Raw genomic sequence first — 18,219 nt, forward strand, 5'->3', positions numbered from 1 at the left:
CTGATCAGCGACGCCAGGTACGGCGAGCTGCTCGGCGGCCACCTCATCGGCCCCGATGTCACCGAGCTGCTGCCCGAGCTGACCCTGGCCCAGCAATGGGACCTCACCGTGCACGAGGTCGCCCGCAACGTCCACGCCCACCCCACCCTGAGCGAGGCCGTCAAGGAAGCCGTGCACGGCCTGGCCGGACACATGATCAACATGTGAGGCGCCCGCGGCGGCCCCGTCGGCCGGCTCGCCCGCCGACTGGCCGTACCCGCTCCGGCCACTGTGCTCCGGCTACGGGACGCGGTGGGACAGTGGGAACCGGCCGGTCCATGCGAGGGCGGATGCGGCGGGCCGGCCCCGATCTGGCCGGTGCCTACGTCCTGGCAGGGCGAGGCGACGAAGCGGTCGGCACCCTGGAGGAGCGCTTCGAGCCTGTCGTCATCCCGAGCCGACTGGGCGCTCGCCGAGCACCGGATCCGCGAAGCAGCCGTACTCCTGGGCCGCACCGGGCAGGACGAGGGCGCGGGTCACGTCGCGCGCTCGGTGACCTCCTGGCCGTCGCCGTCGCCCGAGCCCCCGCCCTGGTCCGTGACCGCGTCCAGGCGGCGGCCGACGCGTTCGAGCAGGCCGCCCGCGTCCCCGGCGCCCGTTCCCTAGAAGACTGCGCCCGTGCCGGATGGCGCGCTTCGACCGGGCGCCGGAGCGGGCCCCGCGCAGCCCGGGGCGGCGGCGTCGTGGTCGTCCTCACGCTGCTGATCGCGCTCGTGGAGGCGGCGGAGGCCGCTGCCTCCTCGCACCGGGCGCAGATGTGGTCGAGGTTTCATGCACCACCGGCCGCCTCCGGATCCGTCGGAGGAGGCGGCACGGCACGGCACGGCACGGCGGACTCACCGGCTGCGGGCGAAATCACCCCACACCGAGGCCCTGCCGGCAGCGGTGGCGGCATCCGCGCGGTAGGAGTCGGCGCCCGCGTCGCGTCCGCCGACGGCGTGGTCGTACTGGCCGGCGAACACGTGCTGGCCGGCCGGGACCGTCCGTCCGGGTTTGAGCGTCCACCGGTAGACGAGGAAGCGGCCGTCCTCCCGTACGGAGGAGTCGAAGTCGGCGGCGGGGCGGGTCTGCCAGCTCCCGGTGTTCTTCACTCCCTCGGTCCTGGCGATCCGCAGCTCGACCGTCAGCGTCGTCAGCGCGCTCGTGGTCTTCAGGGTGATGTTGCTCTGGGACCAGTAGACGTTGCTGTGCGGGTCGACCGAGCCGTCCGCCCACAGCGGACCGTCCTCGGTGTGGTTCCCGGCCGCGGGTGACGCCGGCCGGGACCCGGTGGACGGAGATCCTCCGGTGGCCGGGCCGCCAGCGGCGGCGGACCGGGTCGGGGACGGGCTCGGGCCGGGCGCTGGCGGGGTGGCCGACCGCGAGACCGGCGGCGACCCGGCCGGGGAGGTCGGCCCGGAGACCGGCGAAGACGGGTCGGAGGCGACTCCGACCGTGTTCCGCGCCGGGTCCGGGGCGCGCACGGCGGAGACCACCGCGAAGCTGCCCACGGTCAGGGCGCCGGCGGTGGCCAGCGTCGCGAGGACCACCTTGGGCCAGGACAGGGCTCCTGTGCGCTCGTGCCGGACGGCCGGCCCAGGCCGGGCCGTGCCGCGCCGCACCCGGGCCAGCATGCGGTCCCGGTCGGGCCGGTGGGCCTCGGCGCCCTCGCGCAGCAGGTGGCGCAGTTCGTCCGTCATCGCGTCCTGCTCCCCGCCAGTTCGTCGGCAGCACGGGCGCCGAGTAGTCGCTGCAGTTCCGCCGTTCCCTTGGAGGTCTGGCTCTTCACCGTACCCACCGATATCCCGAGCACGTGCGCGGTGTCCTTCTCCGAGAGGTCGAAGGCGTGCCGCAGGACCACGCAGGCGCGTTTGCGGAACGGCAGCCGGGCCAGCGCGGCGCGCACGTCCATGACGGCGGCCACGTCCGGCCCGTCGGTGCGCTCCGGGCGGTGCGACCAGAACACCAGGACGCGCCGCCGCTCGCGCACCGAACTGCGGATCCGGCTGCGGGCGAGGTTGGCGACGACGCCGCGGGCGTAAGCGGCCGGGCTGTCGGCGCGGGTGACCCGGTCCCAGCGGTGCCAGAGCGCCACCATCGCGTCGGCGGCGAGGTCGTCGGCGGCGTCCGCCTCGCCGGTCAGCAGGTACGCCAGGCGTGCGAGTTCGATGTGGTGGCGTTCGAAGAAGTCCTGGAACGCCGCGGACGCCTCATCGGTGGTCATGGCCTCGGTGCGGCCTCTCGGTGCGATCTGTGGCGGTCCCGGGCAGGTGCGCGACCTTAGCAGCCCGTTCGGGGACCGTTCGGCCGGCTCGGCTCGCGGGGGCCGGGTCCGCGTGGTGGCGCCCATCAGCCCGCCGGGTTCCAGCCGTCACTGCCGGCCAGGTAGGCGCGGGCGGTGTGGGCGGTCGCCTGGGCGGCGCTGAGCTGCGGACGGTTGGGGCCCGTCCCGGCGCCGGGACCGGAGTTGGCGTACTCCGCGAAGCGGGCCGACTTCCATGCGAAGCCGCCCATGTCGGACCAGGGAGCCCCCTGCTTCACGGCGGCGGGCAGACTCGTGTTGCGGATCACCAGCCGACCGACCGCGTTCGCGCCGGGGTGCCACGGGCGGCCGAGGGAGAAGGTGTTGGCCCGGGCGGCGCTGCTGACCGTGCTGTCGGTGATCAGGATGCCGTACTGCTTCGCCGCGTCGGTGCTCGGAGCGGCGAGGTACCCGTTGTTCCCGCCGGCCGCGGCACCCCGGTCGCGCAGCGTGATGTTGACGTGGTCGTAGACCGCGGTGGCGTTGCCGAAGACGAAGTCGACGTCCCCCGCGATGAAGCAGGAGCGGAAGTACTGGCGGTACTGGCCGGTGGGCTTCGGGGCCCAGTTGAGGACGGTGTCCTGGTGCCCGATGAAACGCGAGTTGAGGTACCGCTGGCGGTCCCCGGCGGCATTCACCGCCACGGCCTGGGTGTCCTTGACCTCCGGATGCGCCGACCGCTCCCAGGTGTTCTGGACCGTCAGACCGGTGACGGTGAGGTCGTTCGCCGAGAAGGTGGCGGTGGCGCTGGCCGCCGTGCCGTACGTACCGCCTCCGGGCCTGGCGGTGCCGGCGGCGTTGTCGTACGTGATGACCACGTCCTCGGCGTTGCCGGTGGCGCCCTTGAGCGTCAGCCCGCGCTTGGCGGCGGGCACGTTCACCGTCTCGCGGTAGGTGCCGCGCGCGACCAGGACGGTGTCGCCCGGGGCGGCGGCGTCCACGGCCTGCTGCACGGTCCGGTAGGAGGCCGAGCCGTCGGCGGCGACCGTCAGCGTGCGCCCGCCGGAACCGGGGGCGGCGGACGTACCGCCGCCGTTGTCGGCGAGGACGCCGGCGCCCGCCCGCGCCGCCAGCTCGGCGGGCAGGCCCGCGGCCGGTTCGAGACCGGCGGCGAGGGCGGGCGTCCAGGAGACGGTGGTCTTGATCTTCTTGCCGGAGTGTGCGGCGTTGTAGGCGCCGACCAGGTCGGCGGCCCTGCCGTCGACGAGGTTGCCGCCGCCCGCGACGGCTCCCGTGCCGTCGCCGCTGAGCAGGTCCTCGACCCGGCGGTCCGGCGACAGTTTCCAGTAGTTGTTCTGCGCGACGACCTGGGCGCCCGCGCGGGAGTTGACGCTGTAGCTGTGGGCGTAGCCGTCGGACTCGGCGGTGTCGTAGTAGTTGTCGTACAGGTGGACCTGGCCCACGCGCGCGAGCGGGGCGCGCTGGACGATCCCCCGGAAGACGTTGTGGTGCAGCGTCACCCGCAGCTTCGTGTCCTTGTCACTGCTGCCGATCAGCATGGTCTTGTCGTGGCTGCTGAACGTGTTGTACCCGACGGTGACCAGGTCGGAGGCGTTGGTGATGTCGACGGCGCCGTCGTGGACCTGGTACTCGCGCCCGAAGTGCGAGGGGTTGGCCGAGTCCGGGTGCGGAGCGTCGGTGAAGGAGTTGTGGTCGACCCACACGTGGGTGGCGCCGCGCAGGCTGACCGCGTCGTAGGCGGAGTTCCAGTTGCCGGTGGGGCCGTCGGTGGGGTCCCACTGGGGGAAGCAGTCCCGGACGTCGGTGAGCGACAGGTTGCGGATGATCACGTTGTCGGCGTTCTTCACCACCAGGCTGCCGCCGGTGATGCCGGCGCCGGTGCCGGGCACGCCGACGAGGGTGGTCCGCGCCGGCACGGTGAACGTCATGCGGGCGGCCTGCCTGGCCTGCGCCGCCTTGCGCGCGTTCTCCTGGGCACCGGACGGCACCTTGGAACGGCCCCAGACGGCGGGATCGTAGGCCTTCAGGTAGGCGTCGAGGGAATACCCGGTGCCCCCGGCGTAATCGCCGCAGCCCAGCGGTCTGCCGTTGTCGTCGGTGTTCGCGTCGATCAGGCCCTTGACCTTGATGATCCGCGCGGCGTCGGCCGGGCCCGAGGCCAGCGCGCGGGCCAGCTCGGCGCGGGTGGACACGGTGAAGACGTGGGCGGGATCCGCGTTTCGGCCACCGGTGGTGCCGGCGCCGCTGGCGGCCCAGCCGTCCCGGGCCGGCAGCACGCCGTGGGCCAGGTCGGCGGGCGCCGCGGCGCCGGCGTTGACGACCAGTGGTACGGCACCGAGACCGGCGGCGGCCAGGGTGGCCAGGCCGATCAGGGCGAGCCTGCGCCGTCCGGTGGGACGGCGGTGCAGCGAAGCGGCGGACATGCGCGGTTGCTCCTTGGGGTGAGGTGCACTGTTTCCCCGTCAGTTGCCGCCGGTCGCACAAAGGTTGCCGCGCCGCCGAAGAAATCCGCACCCGTGGCCGCGCCCCCGCCCGAGGCGCACGGCGGCCCGCCGCGGCAGGCGCGCGGGCCGACCGCGACGGGGTGACCGCGGCGCGGTGATCGCGGCGGAGTCCCCGACACGATGAGGCCGTGCCCGTAACCGGGTCGAAGCCGCCCACGCACCTGTGAGCCGTCTGCCTCGCCCCCGCCGAGTGCCGTGTGGTCCCGCCTCCCCGGCCCGTGGGTGGAACGGCGCTGACCGCCGCACGCCCACGGGCCCAGGCGATCAGGACGGGTCGCCGTACACCACGCCACGGCCGTAGCCGCCCAGGTAGACCCTCCCGTAGACGTCGGGGTCGCCACTGATGACGTTGATGGCGCTGCCACCGAACTGGTGCTGGTCGTCGTTGATCCGGACCCAGGCCGAGCCGCCGTCGGTGGAACGGAACAGCCCGGCGACGCCCTTCACCTGACCACTGAGGTACAGCGCCTGGTACCCGGCACCCGGGGCCGGCTTGCCGAAGCCGACGGCGGTCGCCTGCTCCACGCCGCCGAGCTTGCTGAAGCCCTTCCCGCCGTCGGTGGAGTGCAGGAGTCCGTTGCCCCCGCCGGCGATCCACAGGTCACCGGCGATGCCCGGAACCGCCTTGAGCTGCCCGGCGCCCAGGCCGGTGGTCCGGGCGCCGAAGTGCTTCCCGCCGTCGGTGCTGGCGTACAGGGTGCCGCCGCTGAGGGCGTAGAAGGTGTTCGCCGCCGACCGGTCGGCCACCACGGGCGTGTCTTTGGGCAGGCCGGAGGCCGCCGCCCAGGCCGAGCCACGGTTGGTCGAGTAGAACGGAACCTGGCCCGCGGGGGTCCACACCACGGCGGCGCCGTCCGCCGAGACGGCCGCGGAACCGCCGCCCGCGTCGCGCACCGGCGCCGCGGCGAAGGGGGCCCAGTCGGCTCCCCCGTCGGTCGAATAGGCGCCGTGCTGCTCGCCGCCGAGACCGACCCGCACCATGAACTGCGGCTTCGACTGTGCGAAGTCGACACCCGTGGTGTTGGTGAACAACGGTCCGGAGAGCGCATTGGAGGGGACCTTCGTCAGGTCCTCGTGCCGGAACCCGCTGACATCGCCGAGCGCACTGACCAGGGGAAGACCGGGGGGCTTGATCAGTCCGAGAGTCGCGGTCTCCTCCAGGCCCTTGGCCGGGATCGTCCAGTGCGTCGCCCGCCCGCTGTCCGCCGCGGTCACGTCGCGGCTGCCCCACATCCCCGATCCCGTGCCGTACAGCACGTGCCCGGAATCGAAGGGGTCGAGGGCCAGAGCGCCCATCCAGTGACCGATACCGGTGCCGACATAGGGCGCTGCGGAGGCGTCCCGCACCGAAGTCGCGCCGAGCGCCATCCAGGAGGCGCCGCCGTCGGCCGACCGGTAGATCTCGTCCGAGGGCCACCAGCGGTCCAGGGTGGTGACCATGACCGTGGACGGGCGCTGCGGATCGACCGCCAGGCCGGCGAAGCCGAAACCACCGCTGGACGGCGAGATGTTCTTCCACCCACCGGTGGTCGGTGCGTACTTCCACACCGAACCAGCCGTCACTCCGTTCGGGCCCGGCGCGTTGGTGTACGTCAGGTACAGCGAGCCGTCGCCGGACAGCACACCGTGCTGAGGCAGCTGCCCCTTCGGCTGGCCGGGCACGGCCTGCCAGCTGCTGCCGCCGTCGGTGGAGCGATACAGCGAGGTGGTCTTGTCAGCCACCCCGACATAGATCGTCCGGCTGCCGGACGGGCCGAAGGTCACGAAGGAAAGGCCGACTCCGCTGCTCGCACCGTCCTTCACGGGGAAGCTGGTGACCTGGTTCCAGGTCACGCCGTGGTCGGTGCTGCGCCAGAGACCGTTCTTGCGGGTACCCAGGTAGAGCGTGCCGTGGTCGGACGGGTCCACCACCAGCCGCTCGCCCATGGACCGGCCGTCCTCGTTCCCGCCCAGTTTGAACGGCAGGTCGGTGCGCTGGAACGTCCTGCCCTGGTCGGTGGAGCGGAGGATCGCGCCGTTGCCCGCCCAGTCGTTGGTGTAGGTGCCGCTCGCGAGGTACAGGCGGTTCGGGTCGACCGGGTCGGTCGCCAGGCTCTCGATCCCCAGCAGGTTCCAGTCGGCTCCGCCGATCCAGTCGGTCAAGGAGGTCCACCGGGCGGCGGTCGCGTCCCAGCGGTAGGCGCCGCCGATGTCGGTCCGTGCGTACAGCAGGTCCTTGCGGGCGGGGTTGAAGACCAGCCCGGTGACGAACCCACCACCGACGATCTGCGCATTGTGCCAGGTGTAACCCCCTGAGCCGGCCACCTTCACCAGCTTCCACTGCTGGTTGGTGCTGCCCCTGTCGGCGTACTGAATGAGCGGCGCCCCTTCGTCGGTGGAGCCGCCCCACACGTCCAGCACCATGCCGCTGCCCCGGGAGACGAGTTTCACCGCCGTGCCGCCGACGTCCTCGATCTTCCACTGCTGCGCGGCGGCGCCGTGGTCGGACTGCTGCTCGACGGCGGCCGCCGGCTGCCCGGAAGCATCCCGCACTCCGAGGACCTTCTTGCTACTGCGGTTCTCCAGCGCGTAGTAGCCGTCCCCCGTCGGCCTCAGCCGCCATTGCTGACTCGCGGCCCCGGCCACGCGGCTCTGCTGCCGTGTCCAGGCACCGTCCGACGTGTCCGCCCCGGGCACGTCCAGCACCTTGTCGCTGCGCACGGACACCAACTCGTAGTAGGCGCCGGAATCCGGCGTCGCGGCCTCCGAGTCGGCCTGCACGAACAGCAGGTACGGGCCGAGCACACCGGGCACGCCCAGCGCCAGACCCAACCTCGTCCAACGCCGGCGATGGCGGCCACGCGTACGCCGCTCGCCACCGGCCACGCCTGTGCGCCGACGGCGACCGCGCGCAGTGGGATCCGTCTCGTTCATGGGGCTCCTTGCTTCGGCCCTGCCTTGCGCGCACCCGCTCGGTCGGCGGTGCGCAGCGGCATGCGGCGGTGTGATCGGACGATCCGTGGGTGTGATCGTCTTCGTGTCACCCGTCAGTCGCCACAGATCCGCGAAAGGTTGCCGCCCGCCGAATTCCACCTTGGACGGCGGCCGCAGAGGGCCGCAGGTCCCACCCTGTACGCTCGCTCACCGCGAAGGCGCACCTGTTCTTTCAGCGGATCCGACCTGACACTCGATTCCGCGCAGCTCAGAGGCACCTTCTCCTGACTGCATGTCAGACAGGCAAGCCCAGTTGCATATCCGGGCGAAGGAGCGGCGCCGCACTCGGCGGATCGCTAGCCCGAGGGAGGTGGAAATGGGGCTCATGGATGCGGACCACGCGGGGTTGGTCGTCGCCGCGCAGGCCGGTGACGACCGGGCGCGCGAGAAGCTGATCGCCGCGTACCTGCCGTTGCTCTACAACATCGTCGGGCGAGCGCTGAGCGGGCATGCCGACGTCGACGACGTCGTCCAGGAAACCCTGCTGCGCATGGTGCGCGACCTGCCTGCCCTGCGTGCTCCGGAAAGCTTCCGTTCCTGGCTGGTGTCGATCACGCTCCGCCAGGTCAACACCTACTGGCACCGGCGACGCGCCTTCGCCGACCGGACGACGGCCATCGACGAGGCACTCCACATACCGGACGCCGGCGCCGCACCTGAGGACGTGACGATCCTGCGTCTGCACGTGTCGGACGAGCGCCGTCAGCTCGTCGAAGCCGGCCAGTGGCTCGATCCGGACCATCGGGTGCTGCTGTCGCTGTGGTGGCAGGAATGCGCCGGCTCGCTGAGCCGTGATGACGTCGCCGCCGCGACGGGGCTCACTGTCGCCCACGTCGGAGTACGCCTACAACGCATGCGCGAGCAGCTGGAACTGAGCCGGACGATCGTCGCCGCGCTGAAGGCCGACCCGCGCTGTCCGCAGTTGGACGAGACGGTCGTCGGGTGGGACGGCCTCCCTGCATCGGTGTGGCGCAAGCGGATCTCGCGGCACACCCGCGGCTGCCCGGTCTGCACGGCGACGACGGCACAACGGGTTCCCGCCGAACTGCTGCTCCTCAACCTCGCGCCGCTGGCCGTCCCGGCCGGATTCATCGCCGCGCTGGCCGCCAAGGGCCTGTTGTCGGGTCCGGCCGCGAGCGCCGCCGGACTGGCCACAGCACCCGTCGCCTTCGGCACGGCGACGGGTGGAAGCAGTCTGCACAGCTCGCTGATCGGCAAACTCCACGCCGTGACCACCGCTCATCCGCTGGTGGGCCTCGCCGTCGGCGCGGCGCTCATCGCCGGGACAGCCACCTACGCGACCTGGCCCGAACCGGCACACCGGGAGCCGGGCGTGATCGCCGCTCCCACGACTGGCAACCCCACGCCGACTCCTTCGAGCACCACCACGTCGGCCGGACCGTCCCCCGTGAGCCCGTCCGCCGTCGCGGGCACTGTTCCGCTGGGCGCACAGTCGCTGGAGTCCGTGGACGGCCCCGCCCTGTACCTCACGTATGCCGAAGACTTCGCGACGCTCGTCCGCGTCTCGGAATCCAGCAGCGCGCAGACACGGCAGCGGGTCACGTTCACGGTCGTCCGGGGGCTGGCCGACACACGGTGCGTCACCTTCCGCGCGGCCGACGGCCGCTACCTACGCCATCGGGACCTGCGGCTGCGGCTGAGCAGCAACGACAACAGCGAACTGTTCCGTGAAGACGCCACCTTCTGTCCGCGCCCAGGGGCGGTCGCCGGGTCGGTGACCCTGCACGCTCACAACTATCCCGGATCAGTCCTCCGCCACCGCGACGGTGGCATCTGGCTCGATGGCTCCGACGGCACCCGGGCCTTCGCCGATCAGGCCTCCTTCATCGTGCGCAGGCCCTGGGCCACCGCTCTTTGAGCATTCGGGACCGAGTCGCGCCCCTGCGACGGCTGGTGGAACCGCCACCGGCATCACCCCGAAAGCCTTGGCCGATGTTCAGGGCGGCGCCCCCCTTCCCAGGGACGACCAGACCGCGGGGCTTGCCATAACGGTTTTTGCCTGCGAGATGCATCACTGGGCAATCGCCCGGACGGCGCGAATTTTTTGTTACGAGACCGCGGGTTCGCAAGCCTCCACTTCGTGGGGTGCCCTTCCCGCCGCTCACCATGACGTGTCGGTGCGGCAGGGTTCCCCGGCTTCCCCCGTTGACCTTTCCCCTGAAGAGAGCCTTCCGATGACACGACACACCCACGAACGCCGGGCGACCGGCACGCGAGAACGGCCCCACGTCCTGCACCGCGCCCGTCCCGCGGCGGATCAGGCCGTGCCGGCCGATCCGCGCACGACCACGGCGCCCAGGGCGATCCGCGACGCCCGAGGAGAATCATGACGGGCCTGCACCGGCTCCGCCGGAGCCGCCGGACCTTGGCGATAGGACTGTCGGCCGGCGCGCTGGTGGCCGGTGCCGTGACGCTCCTGCCCAGCTCCGCCGGAGCCGTGAACCTGGGTACGCAGGCGGCCCCCTCGGGCAGGTACTTCGGCACCGCTGTGGCCTCCGGCAGGCTCCGCGACTCGAAGTACGCCGCGATCGCGGACCGGGAGTTCAACATGATCACCCCGGAGAACGAGATGAAGTGGGACGCCATCGAGCCGTCCCGCGGCAACTTCAACTTCGGCCCCGCCGACCAGATCGTCAACCATGCCATGACGCAGGGCCAGCGCATGCGCGGCCACACCACGGTCTGGCACTCGCAGCTCCCTTCCTGGGTCAGCTCCATAAGCGACGCGAACACGCTGCGCAGCGTGATGAACAACCACATCACCACCGAGATGACCCACTACAAGGGCAAGATCTACGCCTGGGACGTGGTCAACGAGGCGTTCGCCGACGGCTCCTCCCAGCACCGCAGCTCGGTGTTCCAGAACGTGCTGGGCAACGGCTTCATCGAGGAAGCGTTCCGCACCGCCCGGGCCGCCGACCCCGCGGCCAAGCTCTGCTACAACGACTACAACATCGAGAACTGGACCGACGCCAAGACGCAGGGCGTCTACCACATGGTCAAGGACTTCAAGGCCCGAGGTGTGCCCATCGACTGCGTCGGGTTCCAGAGCCACTTCGGTGCCGGCGGGCCGCCGTCCAGCTTCCGGACCACCTTGTCCAACTTCGCCGCGCTGGGCGTCGACGTCCAGATCACCGAGCTGGACATCGCCGGGGCCTCGTCCACCCACTACGCCAACACGGTCAACGCCTGTCTGGCCGTGGGCCGGTGCACCGGCATCACGGTATGGGGCATCCGTGACAGCGACTCCTGGCGCAGCGGCGACAGCCCCCTGCTGTTCGACAACAACGCCAACCCCAAGGCCGCCTACACCGCCGTCGTGAATGCCCTCAAGGCGGCCCCCGGTACCACCACCGACGGGACCGGCACCGGGGCGATCAAGGGCGTCCCCTCCGGTCGTTGTATCGACGTCAACGGCTCCAGTACCGCCAACGGCACCCAGGCGCAGCTGTGGGACTGCAACGGACAGACCAACCAGCGCTGGACCTACACCTCTGGCAAGCAGCTGATGGTCTACGGCAACAAGTGCCTGGACGCCATGTCCAAGGGCACCGTCGACGGCACCGCAGTGGTCATCGGGGACTGCGACGGCGGCGCCAGTCAGCAGTGGAACATCAACGGCAACGGCACGATCGCCGGCGTCCAGTCCGGCCTGTGCCTCGACGCCGTCGGCGCGGCCACCGCCAAGGGCACCAAGATCCAGCTGTACTCCTGCTGGTCCGGCAGCAACCAGAAGTGGACCGGCCCGTCCGGGGCGTCGACCCCGACGACGCCCCCGACAACGGGCGGCACGTGTGCTCTTCCCTCGACATACCGGTGGACGTCGACGGGTGCGCTGGCACAGCCGGCGAACGGGTGGGCCTCGGTGAAGGACTTCACCAGCGTGGTGTACAACGGCAAGCGCCTCGTCTACGCGTCGGACGTGTCGGGCTCGTCGTACGGCTCGATGATGTTCACCCCCTTCACGAGCTGGTCGGACATGGCGTCGGCCGGCCAGGCCGGGATGAGCCAGGCCACGGTGGCGCCCACGCTGTTCTACTTCGCGCCCAAGAAGATCTGGGTGCTGGCGTACCAGTGGGGGGCGTGGCCCTTCATCTACCGCACGTCGAGCGACCCCACCGACCCCAACGGCTGGTCCTCGCCGCAGCCGCTGTTCACCGGGAGCATCCCGGGCGCCGCCCCGATCGACCAAACCTTGATCGCCGACGACCAGAACATGTACCTGTTCTTCGCCGGTGACAACGGCAAGATCTACCGGGCGAGAATGCCGATCGGGAACTTCCCGGGCAACTTCGGCTCGGCGTACACAACGGTCATGAGCGACACGGTGAAAAACCTGTTCGAGGCACCGCAGGTGTACAAGGTTCAGGGCCAGAACCAGTACCTCATGCTCGTCGAGGCTCGGGGTGCGAATGAGCAGCGCTACTTCCGTTCGTTCACGGCCAAGAGCCTGAGCGGTTCGTGGACCCCGCAGGCCGCCAGCGAGAGCAACCCCTTCGCGGGCAAGGCCAACAGCGGTGCCACGTGGACCAACGACATCAGCCACGGTGACCTGGTCCGCAACAACCCCGACCAGACCATGACCATCGACCCCTGCCACCTGCAGTTCCTCTACCAGGGCAAGTCCCCCACCGCGAGCGGTCCCTACGACCAACTGCCGTACCGGCCGGGTGTCCTCACCCTGCAGCGCTGACCTGTCCGATGTACGGGTGATCGCGGTTCGGAGGGCCTGCCGGCGCGGAGACGAGCGGTCTACCGCGCGGGCGAGCGGACCTCCTGACTGATGTTCACCGCCTGGAAGAACCCCAGCCGTGCGCCGGCTGGGGTTCCTCTCCTCTGTGGACTTTCAGTCTGGCGTCACGACGTCGTCGAATTCGACCCGGCGCTCAGGCCGGACGCCGACACCGCCCGGTCCTCGTCCTACGCCGACGTCGGGGGGGAGCCCGGCGCCCGTCCACTTGCCGGGTGGCCCGGCGCGGGTGGTTGTGCTCCCACAGGTCAGCGCGTGGCGTTCCGCCGTCGGCGGCGCGCGTACGCCACCGCACCGCCGGTCGCCACCAGGGCCGCAGCCCCGGTTGCGGCTGCCGCCTGCCAGGATGCGTCGGCCGCAGATCCCCCGAACGCGGCTGCGGCCTCAGCTGGTTGGTCCTCCACCAGACCGGCGTACCCGCCGGCCAAGCCCTTGCGGTCGTACTCCGAACCGGGCAACTTGTCACCGTAACGGGCGGTGACCAGCTTCTGGTAGGCAGCGAGGGTGAGGGAGCGCTTTCCGCCGAGGCCGGTGGTCGCCTCCTCGTTGAGGGGTTCGATCAGGCCTTCGGCGGTGAGTCGATACCAGGCGTGGATCTGCGGCTCGGTGAAGGTGCGGGCCTGCGGGGTACCACGTTCGGCAAGGCTGAGCTCGGTGTCCCCGTCCCGGATGCCGGCCAACTGCCAGCCCTCGGCGCCGACGGCCTGCCCGCCGCTTCCCGGTGCCGCCGGGTTTCCCTGAGGCGAGAGCAGAACGGCGGCCCGGTGGCCGTCGGAGGCGGTCACTCGTGAGGCCAGATAAGAGAGCCGCAACGCGGTCTGCGGGGTGGCCTGGGTCTTGCCGGCCACGAACTCGGGGCTGACCTCGAACATCGGCACCGGGTCCTTGAGATCGAACTGGGGCGGTGCGGCGACTGCGGAGGGGGCGTTGCGGGGAGCGCCGACGGCGCCGCCGTCTGCGGCGGCGGCGCTGCCGGGCGGTCTGGCCGAGACCAGGAAGCGGGAGACGGTGCCCCGGAGCTGGTCGCTCCGGAGGGTCTGCTGGGCGGACTGGTAGCCCGCGATGCCGTCGCCGTCCGCAGCCTGCGCGGAAACGTTTCCGCACAGGGTGGCGGCGAGCGCGGTCGTGGCGAGGAGGGCGGCCCGGACTGCGGTGCGCTTGGTGCGTCGCATGCTCTGCATGGTCGGTCTTCTCCTCAGCCCTGGATGCCGACGCGGGAGTGCGTCCACTGGAACGAGTTGTTGTTCGCGTAGGTGGAGTAGTTCCACCAGGTATAGGTCTGGGTGGTCTGCCACGGGTCGCCCACCGCGATCATGTTGCTGGAGCTGTCGTAGCCGTAGACGACGTTCATGTGGCCGCCGCCGCTGCGCCAGCCGATCCGGACGGCGAACGGCCGGCCCGCGGCGATCTCGCTGGTCGACTCGCTGAACGAGGCGTTGCGGTACAGGCTGCGGCCGCTGTTGCCCAGCCCCACCCTGGCCAGGCCGTTGGCCATGTCTTCCAGCGTCGCGGGCTGGTTGTTGCAGTCCACCCAGCTGCCCTGGGCGGCGAGTTGGCAAAATTGCTCCTGGCTGACGGTGCGGCCCCAGTACTTGGCGATGGTCACGCCGGAGGCGTCCCAGCACCACTGGGTCCTGACCTGCTTCTGCATGTCGATCTGGAGCGTTCTCGCGGTCGTGGGGGTGGGCTTCGGGTTCGAGCCGCAGACCGGCAGGACGGTGGTGTTCTCCCGGATGAACGCGTCCGCGATGTAGTACGAGCCGGTGTAGATCCACCGCGGGTTGTTCTCCACCGTGTCGCCGGTGGTCCGGCAGGACATCTGGATCCTGTCACCGACCCTTGAGGAGCCGTTGACCTGGGCCGAGAGGGACGGCTTGGTGCGGTGGTTGACGGTGTTGTAGTTGCCCTGCCCGCCGATGACCGTGCCGCTGACCACATCGGCCTGGGCGAGGGCACCGAAGCCGAACAGCAGGCCGCCGGAGAGTGCGGCGGTGACCGCGGCTATCAGCGCTTTCTTCCGGCGGGACGTGCGACGTTTGTGCATCATGCTCCTTGATTCGGGAAATTCCGGAACTCGCCTGCCCGGCACCCGCCCCGGCCTTCCGAGCTGGGGAACGGGTGCCGAACGAAGGGACACGACCACGCCCTCCGGTTCGGCGTCCGGGCCGTAAGTGCCTGGCCGTCGGCTGCACTCGGGAGGCCGGCGCGGTACTCCCCGGATCCGCCCGCAGACCGGCGCAGAGCATGCCGGTCGGCGGAGCCGAGGTATCGCGGCCGCCGCTCGGGGCAACCCGCCCCGCCCGGGCTCGGACGCCGACGCGGCGTCACCCGGGGAGGCGACAGCCGGCGCAGCGCCTCGTTCGTCGATGAAGGCGGTTGCAGCCGACGGCACACGGGTGCTGCGCCGCGGTGTGACGCGCTTCCGCAAGCAGGCATGAACGCACCGCTTCCTCGAGTGGATGGGGTGCGGGAATCCTGCCAGACAGATACGGAGAGATTTAAACGCCGTTGCTCTACGCGCAAAGATGTCGCCAGTTCAACTACTCGTCTGCGGCGTGACGATCCATCAATTCGCCTATGCAGAAGTCAACTTGATCGGCAGAACCCATTGGTATAGGCCATCCTGGCGGGACCCCTGGACGTGCGGACTTTACGCAAACTTGACGACTGGTCATCCTCATTAGACGGACCGTCAAATGGCCGCAATCGCACAGCGTGTGGGGAATGTGACTGTCAATCATTTCTCGTCAGGGGAATCGCGCCCCACGTATGCGCGCAATAGGGCCACGATGGCGGTCAACACCGGGCCTGCGCAGGCCGCGTCCGCCAGCGCATCGGCCGCCCCTTCCGCCGGCTACGAGACATGGGCGTCCGCCGGGACGCCCAGAGGCAGCGCGGTTCGCGCGGCGCGCGATGTGAGCGGCAGGGGCGGGCGCAGCCGTCACGCGTTCACTACCCCGCCGTGCAACGTGCCGCACTCGACGGCGAACGGGAAGCGATCACTGCGGAGGAATCCGTGCATCTTCGCGTGCCGAGGCAACCTTTTCGGGCTCCGGCGACCACTCGGTGTCGTCCGGCCAGGTGGTCCGGTCAGATGCAACGGCTGAAAGAGAGCACAGACATGTTCCCTCGCCCGCCCAGGTCATCGGCGGCGTTCCGCGCCGGCGGCCGCCGTGTCGCCGGCCACACCCATGCCGGTCGCAGGTCGCCCCGCTCAGCCGTCGCGGGGAGACGGAAAGCGATGCATCGTAGCCGTCGGTTGTTCACGCGTCGGGGATTCTGGGCGGCCGTCGTCATGGCTGTCGTAGCCGGCTCCATCGTCGTCGTCGGCACGGCCTCGGCCGGAACCGTGGATCCGAAGGCATGGTACGTGCTGGTCAACCGCAACAGCGGCAAGGTGCTGGACGACCGCGCTTTCGCCACGGACAACGGCGCGCCGGTGGTGCAGTGGGGCCGTGACGGCGGGGCCAACCAGCAGTGGCGGTTCATCGACGCGGGTGAGGGGTACTACCGGCTGCAGAACCGGCACTCCGGCAAGGTGCTGGACGACTACAACTGGTCGAAGACCGCCGGCTCCGGCATCGTGCAGTGGAGCGACCTGAACGGCACCAACCAGCAGTTCAAAGTGGCGAAGTCGCCGGACGGCTACGTGCGTTTGATCAATCGCTTCAGTGGCATGGCCGTAGAGGTCCACAACGCCTCCAAGGCCGACGGGGGCGATGTCGTCCAGTACCGCGACTGGGGCGGCGCCAATCAGCAATGGCAGCTCGTCCCGGCCGGGAGCGTCGGCAGCGGCCGCACGCCCACCGCGACGGCCGGCAGTGTTCCCACAAGCCGGGCTCCGAGCGGCACGCGCCCGTCGTCGGCGTCGTCTCCTTCGGCCGGTGGCGGCAGTTCGACGAGACGTTTCATGGGTAGTAGCACGGTGCTCATCGGCGGCTCGATGTCCGACGCCTCGGCGACCGCCGCGCCGTTCGACGTGCGATACGCCTATGTGCACAGCCAGCCCGCGCCCTCTCCGGCCTACTATTCGGCACCGCTCTGCCAGGCTGCATGGACGAACTGGTGGGGCTGCTGGTCCGGCAGCACCACGGCGCCCGGCACGTACGTGACCTGGTGGGACTCCCATGTGGCCAAGGCAACTTACCAAGGCGGCCCGCGCCCGCAGAAGTTCTTCTGGACCTGGTACTCATTGCGCGACCTCGGGGATCTGGCAGGCTCTGGCGACGGACCGGGCGAAGTCGTGGCCATCAACAGGGTCGACTTGCTCACCCGGTACATGAATGACTACCGCTTCTTCCTCCAGAAGATCGGCAACTCGCACGACATGATCGACCTCGAACCCGACTTCTGGGGCTATGTCCGGTCCCTCGGAAATCCGCACCAGGTAGCCGCGCAGGTCTCGAACGCAAACCCGACGGATTGCGGATCACAGGAAAACAGTGCCGCCGGACTCTCCCGCTGCCTGATTGCGATGGCGCACAAGTACGCGCCGAACACCACGGTGGGGTTCCACCTCTCCTGCTGGGACTGGCAGAGCAACACACAGGGGTGTGCCAAGGATTACGCGAACCTCGGGGCACAAAACGCCGACTTCCTGGTCGCCGATGTATCGGACCGCGACGCGGGCTGGTACGCACGGCCGGCCCACGGCGGCTACGACAACTTCTGGACCGATCAGAAGGCCGCTGCCTCGCTGGGCTTCTACAAGACGATGGCCGAGTCCGTGGGCAAGCCGGTGGTCTTGTGGCAGATCCCGGTAGGCAACATGGCGCAGGACAACACCCTCAACCATTACAAGGACGACAAGGTGGATTGGTTCTTCGCACACATGGACCGGGTCGCGAACGCGCATGTCGCGGGCTTGCTGTTCGGTGCAGGGCAGCAGGAACAGACATCGATCGAAACCGACGGCGGAAACCTGATCAGCAAGACGATCGCCTACCACAACTCGGGGGGCGCAGCGCTCAAGTAGGCAGAGGTGCGCAGCCGGTCGGCCTCCTCTTCGACGGGTCGGGTTCGTCCTCTTCATGACGCTGAGGGCTTCTCGGCAGGGGCCGGCCATGCTGCCGTCGGCGCGGGCAGTGCCGGTCGGTGAACGCGTCGATGTGGTCGGGGACGTAGACGACGGGGGTCGCGCCTTTGCCCGCCTTCCAGGCGTGCGTCTCCTCGGGCACGATGGCCACAACCACCGCCCGGCGCGGCGCAGCGGCCGACGGCGATCCCGCCGACGCCGCCGGCTGCGGGGTGACCGCCACCATTCTGCCCTCGTTCACACGACGGCTTCGGTCGCGGCGAGCACGGTGGCGCCACCGACGTACCCGACGCCCCCGCTCCGCGCGGACGGTTTCACCGACACGCTCGGCCTCTTGCCCGCGGTTCTGGTTACCGCGGCGAGCGTGCAGGACCCCATCGCCGGCACCCGGCTCCCGGACCAGGTCGCCACCAATCATCCCGGGATCCGCCAGGTCTGGGTCGACGGCGGTGACCGCCAGCACCTCGCCGAGCATGCCGCCGTTCTCGGTATCGACATGGAGATCACGGCCCGCAAGCCCGGGACCCGGGGCTGCCCGTGCGTGCGGGTAGGTCGTCCGAAGCCGAGCCAGTGCTTGCCGCGCCCTGCCGGTGCCGGTGACGGTGCCGATGCCGGGAAGCCGCCGAGCCCCCCGGGCACCGACCCGGCTCCGGTG

General features: G+C 70.4%; 10 protein-coding genes and 2 pseudogenes. 4 read left to right on the plus strand and 8 right to left on the minus strand.

Features of this window, described 5'->3' with window-relative positions; genetic code table 11:
* A pseudogene (locus ACZ4M3_RS34810) lies at positions 1-207 on the plus strand (dihydrolipoyl dehydrogenase); the annotation flags it as partial.
* Positions 208-875: 668 nt separating this feature from the next.
* Here ACZ4M3_RS34810 and ACZ4M3_RS34815 read toward each other — a convergent pair.
* The 5 genes and pseudogenes from ACZ4M3_RS34815 to ACZ4M3_RS34835 form a co-directional block, all read right to left on the minus strand.
* Positions 876-1,718, minus strand: a complete 843-nt coding sequence (locus ACZ4M3_RS34815; protein ID WP_467739584.1) for a hypothetical protein — start codon at positions 1,716-1,718, stop codon at positions 876-878.
* A complete protein-coding gene (locus ACZ4M3_RS34820) occupies positions 1,715-2,242 on the minus strand; it encodes a SigE family RNA polymerase sigma factor (RefSeq protein WP_467739586.1) in 528 nt (175 codons plus the stop codon). Before ACZ4M3_RS34820 ends, ACZ4M3_RS34815 begins: the two co-directional genes overlap by 4 nt.
* Before the next feature lie 125 nt (positions 2,243-2,367).
* The gene (locus tag ACZ4M3_RS34825; protein ID WP_467739661.1) at positions 2,368-3,312 is read right to left on the minus strand and encodes a pectinesterase family protein; all 945 of its coding nucleotides are present in this window, start codon (positions 3,310-3,312) and stop codon (positions 2,368-2,370) included.
* 48 nt (positions 3,313-3,360) lie between these two features.
* Positions 3,361-4,704, minus strand: a pseudogene (locus ACZ4M3_RS34830) (pectate lyase family protein); the annotation flags it as partial.
* Positions 4,705-5,049: 345 nt separating this feature from the next.
* Positions 5,050-7,578, minus strand: a complete 2,529-nt coding sequence (locus ACZ4M3_RS34835) for an RICIN domain-containing protein (protein WP_467739588.1) — start codon at positions 7,576-7,578, stop codon at positions 5,050-5,052.
* Positions 7,579-8,074: 496 nt separating this feature from the next.
* Between ACZ4M3_RS34835 and ACZ4M3_RS34840 the strand changes: the two genes are divergently transcribed.
* Together ACZ4M3_RS34840 and ACZ4M3_RS34845 are read left to right on the plus strand one after the other, a co-directional pair.
* Complete coding sequence (locus ACZ4M3_RS34840; protein ID WP_467739590.1) at positions 8,075-9,637, plus strand: sigma-70 family RNA polymerase sigma factor; 1,563 nt, start codon at positions 8,075-8,077, stop codon at positions 9,635-9,637.
* Between the two features lie 468 nt (positions 9,638-10,105).
* Positions 10,106-12,472, plus strand: a complete 2,367-nt coding sequence (locus tag ACZ4M3_RS34845) for a non-reducing end alpha-L-arabinofuranosidase family hydrolase (protein ID WP_467739592.1) — start codon at positions 10,106-10,108, stop codon at positions 12,470-12,472.
* A 305-nt stretch (positions 12,473-12,777) separates the two neighbouring features.
* Here the strand turns inward: ACZ4M3_RS34845 and ACZ4M3_RS34850 are convergent, their stop codons facing one another.
* The gene (locus ACZ4M3_RS34850; RefSeq protein WP_467739594.1) at positions 12,778-13,701 is read right to left on the minus strand and encodes a hypothetical protein; all 924 of its coding nucleotides are present in this window, start codon (positions 13,699-13,701) and stop codon (positions 12,778-12,780) included.
* 23 nt (positions 13,702-13,724) lie between these two features.
* Positions 13,725-14,576: a papain-like cysteine protease family protein gene (locus ACZ4M3_RS34855; protein ID WP_467739596.1), complete on the minus strand. Its 852-nt coding sequence runs from the start codon at positions 14,574-14,576 to the stop codon at positions 13,725-13,727.
* 1,248 nt (positions 14,577-15,824) lie between these two features.
* Here ACZ4M3_RS34855 and ACZ4M3_RS34860 point away from each other — a divergent pair.
* Positions 15,825-17,504 carry an RICIN domain-containing protein gene (locus ACZ4M3_RS34860; protein WP_467739598.1) on the plus strand — a complete coding sequence of 560 codons (1,680 nt, stop codon included), beginning with the start codon at positions 15,825-15,827 and terminating at the stop codon, positions 17,502-17,504.
* On the opposite strand, the gene ACZ4M3_RS34865 is transcribed toward ACZ4M3_RS34860, so the two are convergent.
* Positions 17,497-18,039 carry a hypothetical protein gene (locus ACZ4M3_RS34865; RefSeq protein ID WP_467739600.1) on the minus strand — a complete coding sequence of 181 codons (543 nt, stop codon included), beginning with the start codon at positions 18,037-18,039 and terminating at the stop codon, positions 17,497-17,499. The two genes, ACZ4M3_RS34860 and ACZ4M3_RS34865, sit on opposite strands and share 8 nt — an antisense overlap.
* Positions 18,040-18,219 lie beyond the last annotated feature (180 nt).

This window comes from Streptomyces sp. NPDC026522, from assembly GCF_055567555.1.